Source organism: beta proteobacterium MWH-UniP1, assembly GCA_036362785.1.
Taxonomy (GTDB): domain Bacteria; phylum Pseudomonadota; class Gammaproteobacteria; order Burkholderiales; family Burkholderiaceae_A; genus Lacustribacter.
Genome location: CP143625.1, coordinates 440,072 through 459,091, shown reverse-complemented (window position 1 = coordinate 459,091; position 19,020 = coordinate 440,072). Strand labels below are relative to the sequence as shown.

Annotated in this window: 15 protein-coding genes; 8 read left to right on the top strand and 7 right to left on the bottom strand. The window is 55.8% G+C overall.

Annotation, left to right across the window (positions count from 1 at the left end; all coding sequences use genetic code 11):
* The first annotated feature begins 262 nt into the window (after positions 1–262).
* The 3 genes from AOB54_02265 to AOB54_02255 all read left to right on the top strand — a co-directional run bounded on the left by AOB54_02265 (position 263) and on the right by AOB54_02255 (position 1,748).
* Positions 263–664, top strand: coding sequence for a hypothetical protein (locus AOB54_02265; protein WVN42228.1), 402 nt, complete (start codon positions 263–265; stop codon positions 662–664).
* Positions 665–689: 25 nt separating this feature from the next.
* Positions 690–956 carry a hypothetical protein gene (locus AOB54_02260; GenBank protein WVN42227.1) on the top strand — a complete coding sequence of 89 codons (267 nt, stop codon included), beginning with the start codon at positions 690–692 and terminating at the stop codon, positions 954–956.
* A 411-nt stretch (positions 957–1,367) separates the two neighbouring features.
* Entirely contained in the window at positions 1,368–1,748 is a 381-nt protein-coding gene (locus tag AOB54_02255) for a hypothetical protein (protein ID WVN42226.1), read from the top strand.
* Between the two features lie 156 nt (positions 1,749–1,904).
* Here the strand turns inward: AOB54_02255 and AOB54_02250 are convergent, their stop codons facing one another.
* The gene (locus tag AOB54_02250; protein WVN42225.1) at positions 1,905–2,939 is read right to left on the bottom strand and encodes a M23 family metallopeptidase; all 1,035 of its coding nucleotides are present in this window, start codon (positions 2,937–2,939) and stop codon (positions 1,905–1,907) included.
* A 104-nt stretch (positions 2,940–3,043) separates the two neighbouring features.
* On the opposite strand from AOB54_02250, the gene AOB54_02245 reads away from it, so the two are divergent.
* On the top strand, positions 3,044–3,439 hold the full coding sequence (locus AOB54_02245; protein WVN42224.1) for a polymer-forming cytoskeletal protein: 396 nt from the start codon (positions 3,044–3,046) through the stop codon (positions 3,437–3,439).
* A gap of 60 nt (positions 3,440–3,499) precedes the next feature.
* Here the strand turns inward: AOB54_02245 and AOB54_02240 are convergent, their stop codons facing one another.
* From AOB54_02240 to polA, 5 genes are all read right to left on the bottom strand, one after another.
* Positions 3,500–3,961 (bottom strand): polymer-forming cytoskeletal protein, encoded by a 462-nt coding sequence (locus AOB54_02240; protein ID WVN42223.1) that lies wholly within the window; start codon positions 3,959–3,961, stop codon positions 3,500–3,502.
* An 11-nt stretch (positions 3,962–3,972) separates the two neighbouring features.
* Positions 3,973–4,407 carry a polymer-forming cytoskeletal protein gene (locus AOB54_02235; protein WVN42222.1) on the bottom strand — a complete coding sequence of 145 codons (435 nt, stop codon included), beginning with the start codon at positions 4,405–4,407 and terminating at the stop codon, positions 3,973–3,975.
* Between the two features lie 132 nt (positions 4,408–4,539).
* Positions 4,540–5,331 (bottom strand): ZIP family metal transporter, encoded by a 792-nt coding sequence (locus tag AOB54_02230; GenBank protein ID WVN42221.1) that lies wholly within the window; start codon positions 5,329–5,331, stop codon positions 4,540–4,542.
* A 95-nt stretch (positions 5,332–5,426) separates the two neighbouring features.
* Entirely contained in the window at positions 5,427–6,323 is an 897-nt protein-coding gene (locus AOB54_02225) for a dienelactone hydrolase family protein (GenBank protein WVN42220.1), read from the bottom strand.
* 18 nt (positions 6,324–6,341) lie between these two features.
* Positions 6,342–9,146 carry a DNA polymerase I gene (polA, locus tag AOB54_02220; GenBank protein WVN42739.1) on the bottom strand — a complete coding sequence of 935 codons (2,805 nt, stop codon included), beginning with the start codon at positions 9,144–9,146 and terminating at the stop codon, positions 6,342–6,344.
* Between the two features lie 109 nt (positions 9,147–9,255).
* Here polA and AOB54_02215 point away from each other — a divergent pair, with 109 nt between their 5' ends.
* Genes AOB54_02215 through uvrA form a run of 4 tightly spaced genes read left to right on the top strand, consistent with a single transcriptional unit; the run spans position 9,256 to position 17,962 of the window.
* Entirely contained in the window at positions 9,256–10,959 is a 1,704-nt protein-coding gene (locus AOB54_02215) for a glutamine--tRNA ligase/YqeY domain fusion protein (protein WVN42219.1), read from the top strand.
* A 3-nt stretch (positions 10,960–10,962) separates the two neighbouring features.
* Positions 10,963–11,961 carry an NAD(P)H-quinone oxidoreductase gene (locus AOB54_02210; protein ID WVN42218.1) on the top strand — a complete coding sequence of 333 codons (999 nt, stop codon included), beginning with the start codon at positions 10,963–10,965 and terminating at the stop codon, positions 11,959–11,961.
* Positions 11,939–12,463 carry a hypothetical protein gene (locus AOB54_02205; GenBank protein WVN42217.1) on the top strand — a complete coding sequence of 175 codons (525 nt, stop codon included), beginning with the start codon at positions 11,939–11,941 and terminating at the stop codon, positions 12,461–12,463. The genes AOB54_02210 and AOB54_02205 overlap by 23 nt, the downstream gene beginning before the upstream one ends.
* A gap of 3 nt (positions 12,464–12,466) precedes the next feature.
* On the top strand, positions 12,467–17,962 hold the full coding sequence (gene uvrA / locus AOB54_02200; protein WVN42216.1) for an excinuclease ABC subunit UvrA: 5,496 nt from the start codon (positions 12,467–12,469) through the stop codon (positions 17,960–17,962).
* Here uvrA and AOB54_02195 read toward each other — a convergent pair.
* Positions 17,959–19,011 carry a CDP-6-deoxy-delta-3,4-glucoseen reductase gene (locus tag AOB54_02195; protein ID WVN42215.1) on the bottom strand — a complete coding sequence of 351 codons (1,053 nt, stop codon included), beginning with the start codon at positions 19,009–19,011 and terminating at the stop codon, positions 17,959–17,961. The genes uvrA and AOB54_02195 overlap by 4 nt on opposite strands.
* Positions 19,012–19,020 lie beyond the last annotated feature (9 nt).

Below are 19,020 nucleotides of genomic sequence, written 5' to 3'. Positions count from 1 at the left end.
GCACTCTTGAACTATTGCCAGGAAAACGAGAGGGTCTGTCCGATGCCAGTCAGTTGGAAACGCCTCTATGACCTTCTACCAAATACAAGACAAGTCGACGCACGATGGGAACCACCTCTACCGCTAATCTTGGCGGCTTGGCATGAACCAGCGGCTTGCAAGGCGGCGAGATTAAGAGAGCATCTGCAGTGGGCGGATAAGCACGGAGCACTTGATCTAGTGGATAAGTTTTTGCGCAGTTTGCCGGAAGAGGAGTGGTTTCATGTCAACGACTAACTGCGTGGAATTAGAAAATTGGTACGCCCAACCAATCCACTGCCCCTTTTGCGGGCATCCACTGGAACCTACCGAGGAGGTTTCCTGCAAACATCTTCTCTACGTCGCTGCGGCCGGTAATTTTTTATATCGCAGTCAACGCTTCGACGAGAAACTTAGCGAAATGTTCGGCGTTAGCGAAGGTTGGCCAGACTTTGATCGCAATGACAAAGAAAATATTGGGGTGCCTTACGATCTGGCCAAAAAAGTGCGATCTGAATTCTCACCATCAATGGAGTTTGAAATTGTTGGGCCCACGGACAGTTCATTTGTGGGTTATGCCGCACTGGACGATGAGCTCTGCGCATTTGGAAGAGAGCATCAATCTCCATACGGCCCTTTAAAATAGTAAAGAATTCAAAAAAGAGATTGCCGTGCAAAGAGATGCAGAGATCCGTAACTGCGAATTCAAGTTTAAGTGCCCCAAGATCTGGGATTCACTTACACCGACGGCTGACGAGCGCACTCGGCTTTGCGGAGAGTGTGATCGCAGGGTCGTCTTTTGCCGAACCGCCACTGAACTCAAGCGGGCGATCATTGACGATGAGTGCGTTGCGGTCCGTATTTCGACCCCACACGGGCCTGAAGTGCTCTTGGGTGAGCCACGGCAACCGCTTTACATGAGAGAGTCAGATCTTTGACGAGACTAGGTGCAGAAAATGTATGACATTCACATGTCCGAAGTTACTGAGGACTTTGCGCGCTGTTGGAACGCAGCAGGGCTTCACATTCAGAACCAAGCGCAGGGCCACTGCAGAGTTGGCTGCGCGCGCACCTTAACCCACCGTTTCTTGAGCATTTGTCCTTTCGGCTCGGTAATCAGCTCTTTTACATACAGCTTGAAGATGTGGATGATCGGCTAGAAACCCCGGGCAATCCGGATGGGCTGCTTGCTGTTGCCGACGGCTACGCCGGGCACGCCTGCGTAATGCCAATGCCGCAAGGTCGGTGGAGACTGGGAGCTAACAGAGCCGGGTTGGGGGCTCCTGGACGCCAGGTCTCGTCAACCAGTCACCCCCCCCCCGGCTCTGATATCCGCCGAAAAGATCGTAATGACCGATTGGGAGTTGCAAGACCTCGCTGTCCAAGTGGTTCGAGATGAACTTATCAAACAGGGGCGGGATTTGATGTCGTGGAACGGGGATCCTCGAGTAAATCCCTCGCTTTGGTTCGTTGGCGACGCGGGGCCTGAGTGGGTGGTTGTACGGGCAGTTCGCTATCCCGAGGCTGAGGCAAAGCTACCGACCAACCTTGCTGAGATACAAGGGCACTTCAACAAACTGGGTCACCCCGGCCAATTTGCTTCTGTCGCAGCTGCTTCCGTTGATGACCCTTTCGATCCGGATGCAGCCATCAACGGTAATGTGGTTCCACTCTATCGAGGATACGGAATGCACATTAAATACGAGGGTTTACAACCTCTCAAGCCATGAGCTTCCGATTCCAGCGATGCATCAAAATTCTGCCAGGCTTGCGAGCGTCGATGTAAGCAAAACCGGCATCTCTTGGACCGCGGGAACAAGCGGGGCGGGTGTGCCCGCCAAAGATAGAGCTTTGAGCTGTGACGGCTCAAACAGAATCTAACTAGGCTAGTTGCCTAACGCAGAAAGAAAGAGTTTCGGGTTCACAGGCGCTTTGGCGCCTGAGAGAACCTCGTAGTGAAGATGGGGGCCGGTTGAACGGCCGGTGGAACCAATGCCGCCAATCACCGCATGACGCTTGACGCGATCGCCTTGCTTCACGCGGATCGTGGACAAGTGGGCATAAAGCGTCATGTACCCAGACGGATGCTGGATGATGATGGTTCGGCCATAACCGGGGGAATTACTAACTTCGGCCACGATGCCATCGGCGGTCGCGTAGACAGGTGTGCCTGGTGTGGCCGAAAAATCAATACCGGCATGGAAAGCCCGCTGACCATTAAATGGGTCTTTCCGAAAACCAAAGGCGCTCGAAACGTCGACCTCAGCACGGTTGTGGTCCACCGGCACGGCCAGAGGCAAAGTGTTCAACACGTCGAAGTTGCTCGACCAGGCCCGGGATAGTTTGTCAGCGCTGCCGCGCAATTGCTCAGCGCGGGCGCTCAGACGCCGCACTTCGGGGGTTACCAAACCGGTTGCACCAGCATCTGAAGAAACGCCCAGCGGATGGGGGTTACTGTCTTGATCTCCGATGACTTTCTTTAGGTCGCCCGGGATAAAGGGGCCACCGCGGCCACCCGCCTTTGATTCGCCAAACAGAGAGGTACCACCGTTACCAGAAGCCTCGCGACGGTTGGAAATCTCTTTAGGGTCGCGGGACATGAGGGTCTGAAGGCGGTGCTTAAAGTCTTCTGCCTTTTGCAGTTCGCGCTCCATTTCTTTCAGCACGAGACGAATCTGGGCGATTTCCGAGCTGAACTCGGCCTCGCGAGCTTCCTGCTCTGCGACAGTAATCAGACCGCCGAGTTTTTGCACCAACTCGGGACTTGTATTGAAAATGGCACGTGCGCCGACCAAGTTGAGTGAAGTGATCAATACGAAAACAACCGTAAGAACGACTCCGGCCAGAATTAACAACTTTTTGGCTGTCACCTCAACAGATCGAATGGGCCCAACGGGGCCACTGATCCAGATAAATTGCATATGACGTTTATACTATTTTTTTGTAGGAAAATCTTACACTATCTTTCCGACCCTATCAAACGTCCTATAACATTCGTACTAACGCCCTTCGAAAAGCAGTCAAAATGCCTCCAATTTCTCGCATCTTCAAGAAAAAAACCGAAAAAAGCTTTCTTCTCCTTGAAGGGGAGCTATTTCGAACCCTGGTTGGGCCGAAGTCTGAAGTTCATGGCCGGCTGAGGGTTGGCGAAAACGTGCGGATTGACGGCCAGGTACTTGGTGATATCGAGGCCACCTCGGGCACGACCCCCACAGTCGCCGTAGCCGAGACCGGTTTTGTTGACGGAGACATTGCTGCCCACCGTGTGTTGGTCGCCGGCCGGGTTTCGGGGAGTATCCAGGCCTCGGAGCGCGTTGAATTAACCGCCGGTGCGGTTGTCGAGGGAAATATCTGGGCAAAGTCGGTGGGGATGAACCACGGCGCCACCGTAAAAGGCCTGATCAGCGGTCAGACCACCTAAACGCCTGCGGGGCCAGCCCCCGCCGTGATCGGCAGGGGCCCAGCGGCAGGGATAACAAGCTTACTTTCGCTTGAGTTCGCCGCGGACGTTTCCGCCGCGCTGAATCGTAAGAGACCCATAGGTCACTTGACCATCCACCTCGGCGCGACCGCCAATGACCAACTCGTCACAATTCACGGTACCCGAAAGTCGGCCCTTGACGTTGATCGATTTGGCACTGATTTGACCCTCTGATCGGCCACCCACGCCAATGACCAGGGACCCAACCTCAATGACCCCCTCGGTTGCCCCGTCAACAGTCAGGGGGCCCTTGCCGCGAATCTCGCCCACAAATGAAAAGCCTTCGCTAATGACCGATGGGCGATTCGCCTCATCACGACCCGAGGGCGATATGTCGCGGGCCCCGGAGGACACGACATCTTGCCGCTGAGGTGGAGCAGCAGACTGGGGCGACATGCCGCCCTGCTGATCGCTCGGAAGATCTTCGGAAGATTGTTCTGGTTTAGATCCAAAAATTGCCATATCCGCCCTCGTTAAATTTTCTTCTCAGGAGTGCCATCTTTTCCTGGCACAGTTCCGGTGGTAGCCCCAACCACGCCGGCCGGCCGGACAGCAGAGGCCCCGCCCCCCTCGGAGAAGCGATCCAGCTGACCCTCGAGTCGGCCGCCTTTTTCGATCTCTAACTCGGCATATTTCACCGTTCCGGTAAGAACACCCGAGGACCGAACAAACAACGAGCGCTTCGAGGTCAATGCATCAAAGACCTGGCCGCTAATGTCGACAACGTCGGCAACAATCTTGCCGCGAACCACCCCGGTCTGAAGAACGTTAATTTCTTTAGCGGTTAATTCGCCTTCCAGAGTGCCAGAAATAACGGCTTTCTCAGGCACTGAGAACGTTCCTTTCAGATTGACACCTTCGCCCACAACAAGCAGGCCTTTCACTGTTATCTCAGCGTTGTCACCCATGACTCATTCTTCTCCGTAATTAATTAGACCGCGCAGCGGACTGATTTTTTGCTTATCCACCACCCAAATACGTTGGCAAAGTTACCACATTGCCGCCCCGGAAATGGCGTGCAAATGGCGAAAGCGTCGAAATCAGTGGGCGTGTAAGAGACTTGAGGCGTAACCTGCGACCGCGATTCCCAGCAGCATAAGTGCTGGCTGCAACCAGGCGGCGCGCCTCAGCCCCCCGTGATGATGGGCCTGGGCATGCAACTGCGGAATCAAGTCCGACAGGGCGATGTAGATGAAGTTAGCTGCCGCGATCACCAACACATAGGGCACCCAATCGCTGGCCTGGGCCAAATAAAAGTAGCCGACAAGTGCACCGACCAGCGCACCGGTACCGGTCAGTACATTAAAAATAAGCGCCTTTGGTTTAGTAAAACCGCTATTGAGCAAGACTAAGAAATTGCCGATTTGCTGTGGCACCTCGTGAGTCGCAATCGCAAGTGCAGTTAAAAGACCCAACGCCACATCCGCATGAAATGCCGCTGCAATCAAAATGCCATCGGCAAGGGCATGAATGCTGCTGCCCACCAACAAGGCCCAACCACCGCGGCCTGCGGCTTGGGCGTCATGGCCTTGGGGGTGATCGTGGCCGTCATGCTCATGATGATGGTCATGCCGAAGAATGGCCAATCGCTCCAGCACGAAAAAGCCCAGCAAGCCGGCAAGCAATGCCTTGCTCACCCCATGAATCTCTCCGCCCATATGAATGCTCTCGGGCAGCAGATGCAAGAGTGCCGCACCAAGCAGCATGCCGGCAGAAAAACTTACCAAGCGGTCGACCACGCGAGAAAGCGGACCAAGCGAAATGGTCGCCGCCAATAGGATTGAACAGATCGTTGCCGCGATAGCGCAAATTAGGGTGTAGGTAAGCATCATGTTTTGGAGTCTACAGGGGCTGTCAAGCCCCGTGACTTTCGTCGAGGCAGGCGGTGAGCAACGCCAGCCCAAGTGCCAGCGCTGGGCTTACTTAATCAAGCCACGCCGTACTTCTTAAACCAGGCCAACGCACGCTTAAAGCCATCCTCTGCGGCCTCTTTGCGGTAGCTTGGCCGATAGTCCGCATGAAATGCGTGTGGCGCATCGGGGTAGATCACAAACTCTGATTCCTGGGATGCCTTGCCGCCAAAGGACAGACGGGTCTTCATCTCTTCCACGGTATCCAGACCAATGCCATCGTCTTTGCCTCCGTACAGACCCAGCACCGGCCAATTCAATTTACCCGCAATGTCATGTGGGTGAGTCGGCGTGGCCTGATTCACCATGGTCATCAATCGGCCGTACCAAGCGACACCCGCTTTTAATTTTGGATTGGCAGCAGAAGCCATCCAGACAATGCGGCCGCCCCAACAAAAGCCCGTGATACCCACTTTTGAAGGATCACCACCATTTCCGGCGGCCCAGCTTATCGTCGCATCTACGTCGCCCAAGACCTGGGTGTCTGACACCTTGCTCACCACATTGGCGAAAATATCAGGGATCGATTTATACGCGCTGACGTCCCCTTGGCGAGCAAAAAAATCAGGTGCGACTGCCAAGTAGCCCTGCTTCGCAAAGCGCCGGCAGACGTCTTGAATGTACTCATGCACACCGAAAATCTCGTGCACCACAATCACAGTGCCAAGCTTGGTCTTTCCCGCTGGCATCGCCCGATAAGCGGGAATCTTACGGTCTGCAGCGGGAATCTCCACCATGCCGGCCGTCAGCCCGGCCGTATCGGTTTTAATCACCTGCGCAAGTAATGGCCCCGTAGGCGCCACTGCAGCCGCAAAGCCGGCTGCAATCGATCCCTGCAAGAAACCGCGCCGTGTGCTACCAGAGTCGCTTTTGGGGGATAAGGAATTAATCTCGTCTTTTAAAAAACTGTTCATCTCTGTCTCCTTTTTTGTTTAATGGGCTTCGTCCCAGTTGTATCCAACACCAATTTCTACAATCAACGGCACCTTCAGCGTCGCTACCTTTTCCATCTTCTGCGGCAGCATGGCCCGGACCGTTTCCACCTCTTCGTCAGGCACTTCTAAAACAAGTTCATCGTGAACCTGCAAGACCAGCCGTGACCGAAGTTTTTTCTCGGTCAGGCTTTTTTGCACTTCAATCATGGCAAGCTTAATCAGATCGGCAGCCGTGCCCTGCATGGGGGCATTGATCGCCGCCCGCTCGGCGCCCTGGCGCCGCGGCCCATTGGGGGAATTGATCTCGGGCAGCCATAACCTGCGACCAAAGACCGTTTCCACATAGCCTTTGGCACGGGCGCTTTTACGAATCTCGTCCATATAGCGGGCCACGCCTGGGTATTTTGCGAAATACTGATCGATGTAATTTTTCGCGATACCACGGTCGATATCTAAATTGCGCGCCAAGCCAAAGGCACTCATGCCGTAGATCAGGCCGAAGTTAATGACCTTGGCGTAGCGCCGCTGCTCACCCGAGACTTGATCGAGTGGCACCCCAAAGACCTCGCTCGCGGTCGCTCGGTGTACATCTTCGCCAGCAAGAAACGCTTTTGACAAACCAGGATCATCCGACAAATGCGCCATGATTCGCAGCTCAATCTGTGAATAGTCTGCAGCCATCAGCTTGTGGCCCTTTGGCGCAACAAAGGCCTGCCGAATTCGGCGGCCCTCTTGGGTACGCACCGGAATGTTCTGAAGATTGGGGTCACTCGATGCCAGTCGGCCTGTGACCGCAACGGCCTGAGAAAACGTGGTGTGGACCCGCTGAGTTACGGGATCCACCATAGTCGGCAGCTTATCGGTGTAGGTCGACTTCAGTTTTGAAAAACTGCGCCACTCCAACAGCACACGGGGAAGCGGATAGTCCTCGGCTAGCTTTTCCAAGACCTCTTCATCAGTCGATGCCGCACCGGTGGCCGTTTTCTTCACAGGCGCATAGCCAAGCTTGCCAAACAAAATCTCTCCCAACTGTTTGGGTGAGCCAAGATTAAAGGGCTGACCTGCAAGCTCATAGGCTTGGGCCTCAAGGGCACTGATTTTTTTAGCGAGTTCTTCGCTTTGCTCATTGAGCAAAGCGCTGTCAATCTGAATACCGTTGTGCTCCATCTGCCAGAGCACCTGGGCCACTGGCATTTCGATCTCTTGGTAAATCTTGGTCAACAATGCCTCTTGCTGAATCTGCGGCCAGAGTGTCTCGTGAACATGCAGCGTGAAATCCGAATCTTCGCCGGAATAACGGGTGGCCACATCCACGGCAACCTGCTCAAACCCAATGCGGGAAGCACCCTTGCCAGTGACTTCGTCATAACTCAAGCCTTTTCGGCCCAGATGCCGCTGCGATAGTGAATCCAGATCGTGGGATTTGTGGGCCTCTAAAACATAGGATTGCAAAAGCGTGTCATGGGCAATGCCACGCATAAAAATGCCAACACTGGCCAACACGTGCTGATCGTATTTCAGGTTCTGGCCGACCTTTTTATGGGTGTCACTTTCAAGCCATGGCTTCAGACGCGCTAAGACCTGATCACGATCCAACTGGGCGGGCGCCCCCGCATACTGGTGTGCGAGCGGGATGTAATAGCCCTGGCCCACGCGAACCGCAAATGAGATGCCCACAATCTTTGCAGCCCGGGCATCAATGGATGTGGTTTCCGTATCAACCGCCACCAGGGGCGCGCTTTGCAATTCCGCAAATAGCCGATCAAAGGCCGGCCAATCGGTAATCGCCATGTATTCGCCCGCCATATCAAAGAGTCCTGACGCAGCGATGGTAGAGGTGTCAGACACCGACTGACGGGCAGCCGAAAAATCACGGCCCAAAGACGCACCAGAGGCACGAGTGCTACCCGCCGATCCTGCACCGTCGGTCTCACCCACCCCGCGCAGACTGCGGTCGAGCTGATACTTTTCTTTGAGCTCTGCAATCGCGGCTAAATCAATTGGCCGCCAGGTCAGATCCGACTCAAAACTCTCAATTGCGGCGGACAAATCACAATCTGTTTTAACGGTCACCAAGACCTTGGCCGTGGGTAGCCAGTCCAGCGCTTTACGCAGGTTTTCCCCCACCACACCAGAAATACTTGGTGCAGCTTCCACCACGCCATCCAAAGAGCCATATTGGGAGAGCCATTTAGCCGCCGTCTTGGGGCCAACCTTTTCCACGCCGGGCACGTTGTCCGACGTGTCCCCCACCAGGGCTAAGTAATCCACGATCCTCTCGGGCGGCACACCGAATTTTTCAATCACCGCATCGCGATCTGACACCTTGGCGGGGCCGCCATCACGGCTCATGGTGTCGATCAGCACCACATGGTCATTGACCAGCTGGGCCAAGTCTTTATCGCCGGTCACCACAATGGTGGGGAGTTTTTTCTCAGCCGCCTGAACCGCTAGCGTGCCAATCACGTCGTCAGCCTCCACCCCATCCACCACAATCAGTGGCCAGCCCAGGGCCTTCACCGCCTGAAACACCGGTGGGATCTGGGCCGCAAGATCTTCAGGCATGGACGCCCGATTGGCCTTGTATTCGGAATAAATCGCATCCCGGAAGGTGGGGCCTTTGGGATCAAAGACACAGGCCACGTAATGTGAGGGATAGTCCGCCTGCACACGACGCAGCATATTGACCATGCCCGTTAAGGCCCCTGTTGGCAGGCCAGTCTTGGTGCGCAGGTCCGGAAGTGCATGAAAGGCGCGATACAAAAAGCTCGACGCATCAATGAGCAATAAACGCTCGGGCAGATCGGTCTTGGCAGAATCGGTGCTCACTGGCGGCATCCCGGTCAAAGAAGGTCAAAATTAGTCGCTCAGTGTAGCTAAAATCGGGGTTTCAGCCGTTTTATCTCAACCCATGACAAACCCTCCCGCAGCCCCCGTAAATTTCATCCGTCACATCATCGACGCAGACCTGGCCGCTGGCCGCGTTCAGTCGGTGGTCACCCGGTTCCCGCCGGAACCCAATGGGTATCTGCACTTCGGCCACGCCAAGTCGATCTGCCTGAATTTTGGTCTGGCCCGCGACTATCAGGGCCGCTGCCACCTGCGCTTAGACGACACCAATCCGACCAAGGAGGAGCAGGAGTATGTGGATGCGATCGAGGCGGATGTGAAGTGGCTGGGCTTTGACTGGGGCAACCATCACTATTTCGCGAGCGACTACTTCGAGCAGCTCTATGATTTTGCTGAAGCGCTAATTCAGGCGGGGTTTGCCTACATTGATTCGCAGACCGCTGATGAGATTCGTGCCAACCGCGGCACGCTCACCGCAGTTGGTAAAAATTCACCCTTCCGTGATCGTCCTGCTGCGGAGTCTTTGCAGATCTTTCGCGATATGCGTGCCGGAAAGTTTCCCGATGGCACCCATGTGCTTCGCGCCAAGATTGATATGGGGTCGCCCAACATGAATATGCGCGACCCGGTGCTCTATCGCATTCGGCATGCCGATCACCACCGCACGGGCAACACCTGGTGTATCTATCCGCTCTACGACTATGCCCACCCACTATCGGATGCGATTGAAAACATCACCCATTCGGTCTGCACGCTAGAGTTCGAAGACCATCGGCCGCTTTATGACTGGCTGTTAGAGAAGGTCGCTGCCTGCGGCAAACTCAACCCCAAGGCCCTGCCCCATCAATATGAGTTTGCACGGCTCAATCTGACCTACGTGGTGCTGTCAAAACGCAAACTGATTGAGTTGATCGACTCCAAATCGGTCAATGGCTGGGATGACCCCCGCATGCCAACACTCATGGCCGCACGCCGCCGTGGCTACACGCCCGAGGGCTTTCGGCGTTTCGCGGAAATGATTGGTGTGTCGAAATCAGATGGCTGGATTGATTACAGCGTGCTCGAAGAGTGCATGCGCGACCATCTGAATGAGACTGCGCTTCGCAAGGTGGCGGTACTCGATCCTGTCAAACTCATCCTAGAAAACGTTGCGCCCGACCACACTGAAGACTGCTTCGCGCCCAATCATCCGCAGCAGCCTGATCTTGGTAAGCGGGCCGTGCCGTTTTCCCGTGAGCTCTGGATTGAACGCGAAGACTTCCAAGAAGTGCCGGTGAAAGGCTTCTTCCGTTTAAGCCCCGGCGCACAGGTGCGTCTGCGTTATGCCTATGTCGTTGAATGCACTGGTGTTGAGAAAAACGAGCAGGGCGAGATCACCGCGATTCGTGCCAAGATTTTTCCCGACAGCAAGAGCGGCACACCCGGTGCAGATCAATACAAAGTCAAAGGCAATATCCACTGGGTATCGGCAGCCCATGCCTATATGGGCGAGGTGCGGCTCTATGACCGTCTCTTTGCCCACCCAACGCCAGGTGCACGACGTGAAGGCGATCCGCCCGAGCTGGAGCGCAACTACATGGACGACCTCAACCCCAACTCGCTCACGGTGATTCAGGCCGCGATGGAGCCGAGCCTAAAAGAGGCGAACGCCGAAGATCGCTTTCAGTTTGAGCGGCATGGCTATTTCGTTGCGGACTATCGCGACTCCAAGCCTGGCAAGCCGGTGTTCAATCGCACGGTCACACTCAAAGACTCCTGGAAATAAACCATGCGCGTTGTTGCCCACGATTCAAGCCGCACGCCGGATCTCGCCATTATTGATGTGCCAACGCCAACGCCCAAAGTAGGCGAAGTGCTGATTCAGGTCGCCTATGCGGGCGTGAATCGGCCTGATCTCTTGCAACGGTCAGGCAGCTACCCGCCACCTGCTGATGCATCACCCTACATGGGTTTAGAAGTCAGCGGCACGATTGCAGCAGTTGGTGAGGGCGTCGATCAGTGGAAAGTTGGTGAACAAGTCTGCGCACTCACACCCGGCGGCGGTTATGCGGAATTTGTGACGACACCTGCCGGCCACTGCCTGCCAATTCCACATGGATTCAATCTTCTTCAAGCTGCCGCAGTGCCCGAAACCTATCTCACCGTCTGGGCCAATTTGATCGAACGCGGCGAATTACGTGCTGGTGAGACCGTGTTGATTCACGGTGGATCGAGCGGCATTGGGGTGACAGCGATTCAACTGGCCAAATGGATTGGGGCAAAGGTCATCACCACTGTTGGGTCTGATGAAAAAGCAACAGCCTGCAAGGCCATCGGTGCCGATCACGTGATGAATTACAAGACCCAAGACTGGCAGGCTGAAGTGAAAACCATGACCAGCGGCCAGGGCGTCAATGTGATTCTGGACATGGTGGGTGGGCCCTATATCGAAAAAAATCTGCGAAGCCTGGCCCTGGAGGGCCGCCTGCTTCAGATTGCCTTTCTTGCCGGCCCCAAGACCGATGCCGACTGGCGGCTTCTGATGATGAAGCGCCTGACTTTTACGGGATCAACCCTGCGCGCCAGATCAAATGAAGCCAAGGCCCGGCTGGCCAAAACCCTGCAGCACGCGATCTGGCCAGAACTCTCCGCCGGCCGACTGATGCCCCTGATCCACGCCGTATTTCCCTTAAACGAAGTCGAGAAAGCTCATGCTTTAATGGAGTCATCAACCCATGTGGGCAAAATCATGCTGAAAGTCACCAATGAGCCCGATCACAAGCGCTAACCCATCGCCAACCCATCGCACAAAGATCCACGTGTACACGTCTACCACCCCACTGCTACTGCTGCGGGTGGTGCGCTTTCTGGCCCAGCGGGCCATCCCGGTAGAAGTCGGCAACAACTTTGTGAAATTTCCCCGGGGCGAAACCACTGCCGACATGGCCGCGAGCGAACTCAAGACCATGGGCTTTCGTGTGCTCACCAGCATGGACCAGTTTGATCCCGAGCAAGATGCCACACTGAAAGACAAATCAGCCGTGTTGCTCGCCGCTGAAAACACACCAACGGGCCACGTTCACGGGCCGGGCTGTGGACATGACCACGTGCACGACGAACATTGCGGGCCTGATCATCACCATGACCACGCGCATGATCATGGTCACGAGCACCAAGAAGAACAACGTCACAAGCATGAACACGAGCATGGTCATAAGCCCGATCATGGCCATGAACACGATCACCAACATGGCCACGGCCAGAGTCACGATCACGAGAAAAAGCGCTAAGCCATGGGCTTGCCAAAATCACTGGCGGGCTCAGCCCACCACGCGATTCGTATTCGCGGCGCACGCCAGAACAATCTAAAAAATCTTGATCTCGATCTGCCACTCGGCGAGTTGATCGTCGTCACGGGTGTGTCGGGCTCTGGCAAGAGCTCACTGGTCTTTGACACCCTGTATGCCGAGGGCCAGCGCCGCTATGTTGAAACCTTCTCGGCCTATGCCCGGCAATTTCTGGATCGCATGGACAAGCCTCAGGTGGACCGCATTGATGGCGTCCCACCAGCAATTGCGATTGACCAGACCAATCCAGTAAGAACATCACGCTCCACCGTGGGCACCATGACCGAGCTCACGGATCACTTCAAGCTGTTATTTGCACGGCTTGCGGACCTGCACTGCGGATCTTGCGGCAAACCCGTTGCCCGGCAGACGGCCCAAGGGATTGCCATGTTGATCTTGGCAAGCCCCGTCGATAGCCGCATTGAAATCAGCTTCCCGATCCATACGCCAGAGTCACTGCCAGATGAGCAAATTGAAGCCTGGCTGTCGGCCCAAGGCTTTACCAAGATTCAATCGCGTGATGCACAGACACTCTATGTCATTCAAGACCGGCTGGTGCTCCGTGACGAGACCCCTAAGAGCCGCATCCACGAGTCGGTGGAATCAGCCCTGCGCTTTGGTCATGGCCGCTGCCGAATCAAGATTGGCGACACAGTTCACGACTTCAGCTCGCAGCTCGCCTGTACCAGCTGCAAGATCACTTACTCGGAACCCAGGCCCGCACTCTTTTCATTTAATTCGCCAATTGGCGCCTGCGAGACCTGCAAGGGCTTTGGCCGTGTGATTGGCATTGACCCTGGTCTAGTCATTCCAGACGAAGGAAAAAGCTTGGCCGACGGCGCGATCAAGCCCTGGCAGACCAATGCGTATCTGGATTGCCAAAAAGAGTTAATGAAGTTTGCCGCCAAGCGCGGCGTTCCCACTGATACGCCTTTTCGCAAACTATCGCAGGCCCATCGTGACTGGATCTTTAACGGCGATGATGACTGGTCGGGCGATTGGAACCGCCAGTGGTACGGCGTCAATCGATTCTTTGAATATCTCGAAAGCAAGGCCTACAAGATGCATGTCCGGGTCTTGCTGTCGCGCTATCGCAGCTATACCGAGTGTCAGAAGTGCCATGGCGCCCGCCTAAAGCCAGAGGCCCTGCAGTGGACCATTCTGGGCAAGACCGTACACGACGTGATGCTGATGCCCATTGATGAGGCCTTTGATTGGGTGGCCAGAGTCGCCCAGACGAGCCACACCAATGCATCCGCCAAAGAGGCCGCCAATGACCTGGTCACCAAAGAGATCACATCGCGACTGAAGTTCTTGGTCGATGTTGGCCTGGGCTATCTCACGCTGGATCGACAGTCACGCACCCTATCGGGCGGTGAAGTCCAGCGCATCAATCTCACCACGGCTCTGGGCACATCCTTGGTCAACACCCTGTTTGTGCTGGATGAGCCATCGATCGGCCTTCACCCACGGGATCTGCATCGGATTGTGCAAGTCATGCAGCAGCTGCGAGATGCCGGCAACACCTTGGTCGTAGTAGAACATGACCCACTCGTGATGCAGGCCGCCGACCGCATCATCGACATTGGCCCCGGGCCAGGCGAGCACGGCGGTGAGATTCTGTTTAACGGCCCTTACGACAAACTTCTAAAAGCCAAGACACTCACGGCGGACTATCTGAGTGGGCAACGCCAGGTGGCCGCCGCCAAGGGTCAAACGACACCACTCAAAGCCGCAAAACAGCTGTCGCTCATCGGTGTTCGGGCCAACAATCTAAAAAACATTGATGTCCATATCCCACTGGGCCAGCTGGTCTGTATCACCGGTGTGTCCGGAAGCGGCAAATCAACGTTGATTCAAGATGTGCTTTATCCCGCGCTTTGTAAAGCGAAGGGCAAACCCACCGAAACGCCCGGGGCCCATGATCGGTTAGAAGGCGCAGAGCTCATCCACGACGTGATGCTGATTGACCAATCCCCAATTGGCAAAACCACACGATCCAATCCGGTTGTCTATGTCGGTGCTTTTGATGCGATTCGAAATCGATTCGCCACCCTGCCCGAAGCCAAACAACGCCAATACACGCCGGGCACCTTTAGCTTTAACTCGGGCGATGGCCGCTGCCCCACCTGCGGTGGCAACGGATTTGAGCATGTGGAAATGCAGTTCTTGTCTGACGTGTATCTGCGCTGCCCGGATTGCGATGGCAAACGTTTCCGCAATGAAATTCTGGAAATCAAACTTCAGGGCCACTCGATTGCCGATGTGCTCGATTTAACGGTTGAACAGGCTTTGGCGTTTTTCGCAGGTGATGAGGAAATCGCACGGCGACTGCAGCCCCTAGTCGATGTGGGGCTCAGCTATCTCAAATGCGGCCAGCCAGTGCCAACCCTGTCGGGCGGAGAGGCCCAACGGCTGAAGATTGCGGGCCAGCTGGCGGAAGCGGCCGACAAAAAGATTAAGGGTGCATTGCTTATCTTTGATGAGCCCACCACGGGACTGCACTTTGATGACATTGCAAAGCTGCTGAAGGCGCTCAACGCCCTGAAAGCAGCGGGCCACAGCTTGCTAGTCGTCGAGCACAACTTGGATGTGATTGCCAGTGCCGACTGGCTGATTGATTTGGGCCCAGAAGCGGGCCACGCGGGCGGCAATATCGTGGCCCAGGGGCCAGTTGCTGAAGTTATGGCCTGCGAGGCCTCGCACACTGGCCAGGCCCTGCGCGACGCCGCCGGCCCACTCAAAGCCAAAGAACCCAGAGCCGCAATGTCGGTGAAAGCACAACACCGCCATGCGGCGAGCAACACCAGTATCGAAATTCATGGGGCGCGGGAGCACAATCTCAAAGACATTGATGTGGACATTCCCCGTGAACAGCTCACCGTGATTACCGGTGTCTCGGGAAGCGGCAAATCAACGCTTGCCTTTGACATTCTGTTTGCTGAAGGGCAACGCCGATATCTAGAGTCGCTCAATGCCTACGCACGTCAGTTCGTGCAGCCTGCATCCCGGCCGGATATCGATGCGGTCTTTGGTATTCCACCCACCGTGGCCATTGAGCAGCGGACCAGCCGTGGTGGCCGCAAGAGTACGGTGGGCACGCTTACTGAAATTCATCACTTTCTGCGCCTGTTGTTTGTCAAAGTCGGCACCCAGTATTGCCCCGACTGCGAGATTGCGATTGAACCGCAGAGCGTGGAATCGATTGTGGCCACGCTCTTTACACGGCACCGCGGCAAACGAATTGGCGTGTTGGCGCCGCTGGTGATTAACCGCAAGGGCATCTATCAAGATCTCGCGAAATGGGCCGCATCCAAGGGCTACGAGGCCCTGCGGGTCGACGGCAGCTTTGTGCCGGTATCGCCATTTCCCAAATTGGATCGCTTCAAAGAGCACAACATCGAACTGCCGATTGGCGATGTGGTGATCACGCCCAAAAACGAAACAGCGCTAAAAGACCTGCTCCAGCAGGCGTTGAACTATGGCCAGGGTGTCGTGCAGATCTTGGCGCCACTCGATGGGCCAAAGGCTACGGTCACCACACTCTCCACCAAACGGGCCTGCCCATCCTGCGGCACCGGCTTTGCCGAGCCAGATCCACGCCTGTTTTCCTACAACTCCAAACACGGCTGGTGCCATCAGTGCTTCGGTACCGGCGCCAAGCTTGATGATTTTGATGCCGAACAGACGGGCGAAGAAGAGGCCTGGCAGGAATCGAGCCGTGGCTTTGCCGACGATGCGGACACAGACACCTTGGAAGATGAGACACCCGCGGATCTACGCTGCCCAGCCTGCGAGGGCGCTCGCCTGAATCACACCGCGCTTGCAGTACGCATAGAAGGCCACAATATCGCGCAGGTCTCGGCCCAGCCCGTAGGCGATCTGCCCAACTGGCTACAGACCGTCCAAAAGACGCTGAGTACCCGTGATCGCACGATTGCCAAAGACCTGATTAGCGAGATCGAGTCCCGATTGAACTTCCTGTCCGAGGTGGGCCTTTCTTATCTTGCCCTGGATCGTGCGGCACCAACGCTCTCGGGCGGTGAAGCCCAACGCATACGACTTGCGGCGCAGCTAGGTTCAAACCTGCAAGGCGTTTGCTACATCTTGGATGAGCCCACTATTGGCCTGCACCCACGCGACAACCAGGCACTGCTGCGATTGCTCTCAGCACTTAAAAACAAGGGCAACACCCTGGTGGTTGTTGAACACGACGAAGACACCATTCGACTCGCCGACCACGTGATCGACATTGGCCCCGGCGCCGGATCCCAGGGCGGGCAGCTGGTGGCACAAGGCACCCAGAGTCAGATCGCCAAGGCAAAAGAATCGCTCACCGGCCGCTATCTGCGCACACCACTGCAGCATCCGAAAAAACCACGTCGTGACCAAGCCGAAGAGGCCTTGAAAATTCACAGGGCCAATCTGCATAACTTGAAGTCCATCGACGTCACAATTCCTCTGCATCGATTGACCGTGATCACAGGTGTGTCTGGCTCGGGCAAATCCAGCCTGGCCCGCGACGTGCTAATGGCCAACATGAAACGCACCATTGCACAGGGCCGCAAAGCCAAGCGTGTTAGCCACACGCCCACCTGGCGGGGCTGCCAGAAAATCACCGGTGTGGAGTCAATCGACCGTGTACTTGAAGTCGATCAGACCCCGATCGGCAAGACACCACGATCCACACCCGCCACTTACATTGGCGTATGGGACACCATTCGCAAGCTACTGACCGAGAGCGAAGAGGCCCGTATGCGTGGTTGGAAGGCCAACCGCTTTTCGTTTAACACTGGGGATGGCCGCTGCAGTCTGTGCGAAGGCCAGGGCTGGCAAAAGGTGGAAATGAACTTCCTGCCCGATGTTCGCGTGCTCTGTGATGCCTGCGGTGGTAGCCGATTTAATTCCGAGACCCGATCCGTACTCTGGCGGGGCAAGAATGTTGCCGACATTTTGAATATGAACGTCAACGATGCAGTGGAATTCTTTGAAAACCACCCATCAGTGCAGCGGCCGCTAAAACTCTTGCAAGACGTGGGACTGGGTTACCTGACCCTTGGGCAGCCCAGCCCCACCCTTTCCGGTGGCGAGGCCCAACGGATCAAGCTGGTCACTGAGCTAGTCAAGGCATCCACCTCATCCGGCAAGACCCAGATGCACACGCTCTACGTGTTGGATGAGCCCACCGTCGGCCTGCACATGGCCGATATCGAGAAACTCATTCACGTGCTGCATCGATTGGTCGATGCGGGTAATTCGGTCGTGGTCATTGAGCACCAGCTCGATATCTGGGCCCAGGCCGATTGGCTGATTGATCTTGGCCCCGAGGGCGGCGCCGGTGGCGGCAGCCTGGTGGGCCAAGGCACCCCAGCGGCAATTGCCAAGCTCAAGACCCACACCGGCCGGGCGCTCAAAGCGTTTTTGGCGGAGCGTGGCGTTTAGGAGCTCTTCGCCAAATCCGCCGCAGTCGTAAAGGCGTCCGCGAAAAACTCTTCTTCGGGCAATTTGCACTGTGCCACGAAATCTTTCAGTGCCGACTGCACCACAATCGGCGCACCACAGGCATACACCTGGTGACCTGACAAATCAGGGAAGTCTTCCATCACGGCCTTGTGCACAAAGCCCGTTCGGCCAGACCAGTTGTCTTCCGCTAGCGCATCGCTCACAACAGGTACAAACTTAAAGTTGGGCAGTGTCTTCTCCCACTGCTTGGCCAAATCCATTTGATACAGATCCTGGGGGCGGCGACCACCCCAGTAGAGCACGATAGGCCGGGCAATATTTTTCGATGCTGCATGCTCAATCACGGCCTTGATTGGCGCAAAGCCAGTACCACTGGCCAACATCACCATAGGTTTGGCACTGTCTTCACGCAAGAAGAATGTCCCTTGTGGCCCTTCAAAGCGAAGAATGTCTTTTTCCTTGATGGCATTCGCCGATGGCGTGCCGCTTCCAAAAATCGCATCCGTAAAGGCGCCACCCGGCGTGTGGCGGATATGCAGCTCAATCACATTGCCCTGATGCGGCGCATTGGCCATGGAGTAACTGCGGCGCTTGCCATCTTTCAGCAAGATGTCGATGTACTGGCCGGCTAAGAATTCAAACTTGTCGTTGGCGGGTAGCTGCAAATTCACAATCGCCACATCTGGTGCGGCCTTGGTGATGCTCTGCACACGGCACGGCATCTTGCGTACAGGAATCATGCCCTCGGCAGCCACCACTCGGGCCTTGATCACCACATCGGTCTTGGCCGTGGCACAACAAATCAGCACACCACCCTGTGCCTTTTCCGCATCCGATAAGGCCTTGCTCTGATAGTGGCCGTAGTCCACCTGACCTTCCACGATCTGCGACTTGCAGGATCCGCAGGCGCCGTCTTTACAGCCATAGGGCAGCACAATTCCGGAGCGCAAGGCAGCCGCCAGAATTGTTTCACCGTCATCAACATCAAATTTGCGGCCTGAGGGGACTAACGAACATTGATGGCTCAAGATCCAAAC

Excerpts from the sequence above, each read along its gene's own strand:
- AOB54_02225 (WVN42220.1), bottom strand. The coding sequence starts at position 6,323 with ATGAACAGTTTTTTAAAAGACGAGATTAATTCCTTATCCCCCAAAAGC.
- AOB54_02215 (WVN42219.1), top strand. The coding sequence starts at position 9,256 with ATGACAAACCCTCCCGCAGCCCCCGTAAATTTCATCCGTCACATCATC.
- AOB54_02240 (WVN42223.1), bottom strand. The coding sequence starts at position 3,961 with ATGGCAATTTTTGGATCTAAACCAGAACAATCTTCCGAAGATCTTCCG.
- AOB54_02255 (WVN42226.1), top strand. The coding sequence starts at position 1,368 with ATGACCGATTGGGAGTTGCAAGACCTCGCTGTCCAAGTGGTTCGAGAT.
- AOB54_02250 (WVN42225.1), bottom strand. The coding sequence starts at position 2,939 with ATGCAATTTATCTGGATCAGTGGCCCCGTTGGGCCCATTCGATCTGTT.
- AOB54_02205 (WVN42217.1), top strand. The coding sequence starts at position 11,939 with ATGAGCCCGATCACAAGCGCTAACCCATCGCCAACCCATCGCACAAAG.
- AOB54_02245 (WVN42224.1), top strand. The coding sequence starts at position 3,044 with ATGCCTCCAATTTCTCGCATCTTCAAGAAAAAAACCGAAAAAAGCTTT.
- AOB54_02210 (WVN42218.1), top strand. The coding sequence starts at position 10,963 with ATGCGCGTTGTTGCCCACGATTCAAGCCGCACGCCGGATCTCGCCATT.
- uvrA (WVN42216.1), top strand. The coding sequence starts at position 12,467 with ATGGGCTTGCCAAAATCACTGGCGGGCTCAGCCCACCACGCGATTCGT.
- AOB54_02235 (WVN42222.1), bottom strand. The coding sequence starts at position 4,407 with ATGGGTGACAACGCTGAGATAACAGTGAAAGGCCTGCTTGTTGTGGGC.
- AOB54_02230 (WVN42221.1), bottom strand. The coding sequence starts at position 5,331 with ATGATGCTTACCTACACCCTAATTTGCGCTATCGCGGCAACGATCTGT.
- AOB54_02265 (WVN42228.1), top strand. The coding sequence starts at position 263 with ATGTCAACGACTAACTGCGTGGAATTAGAAAATTGGTACGCCCAACCA.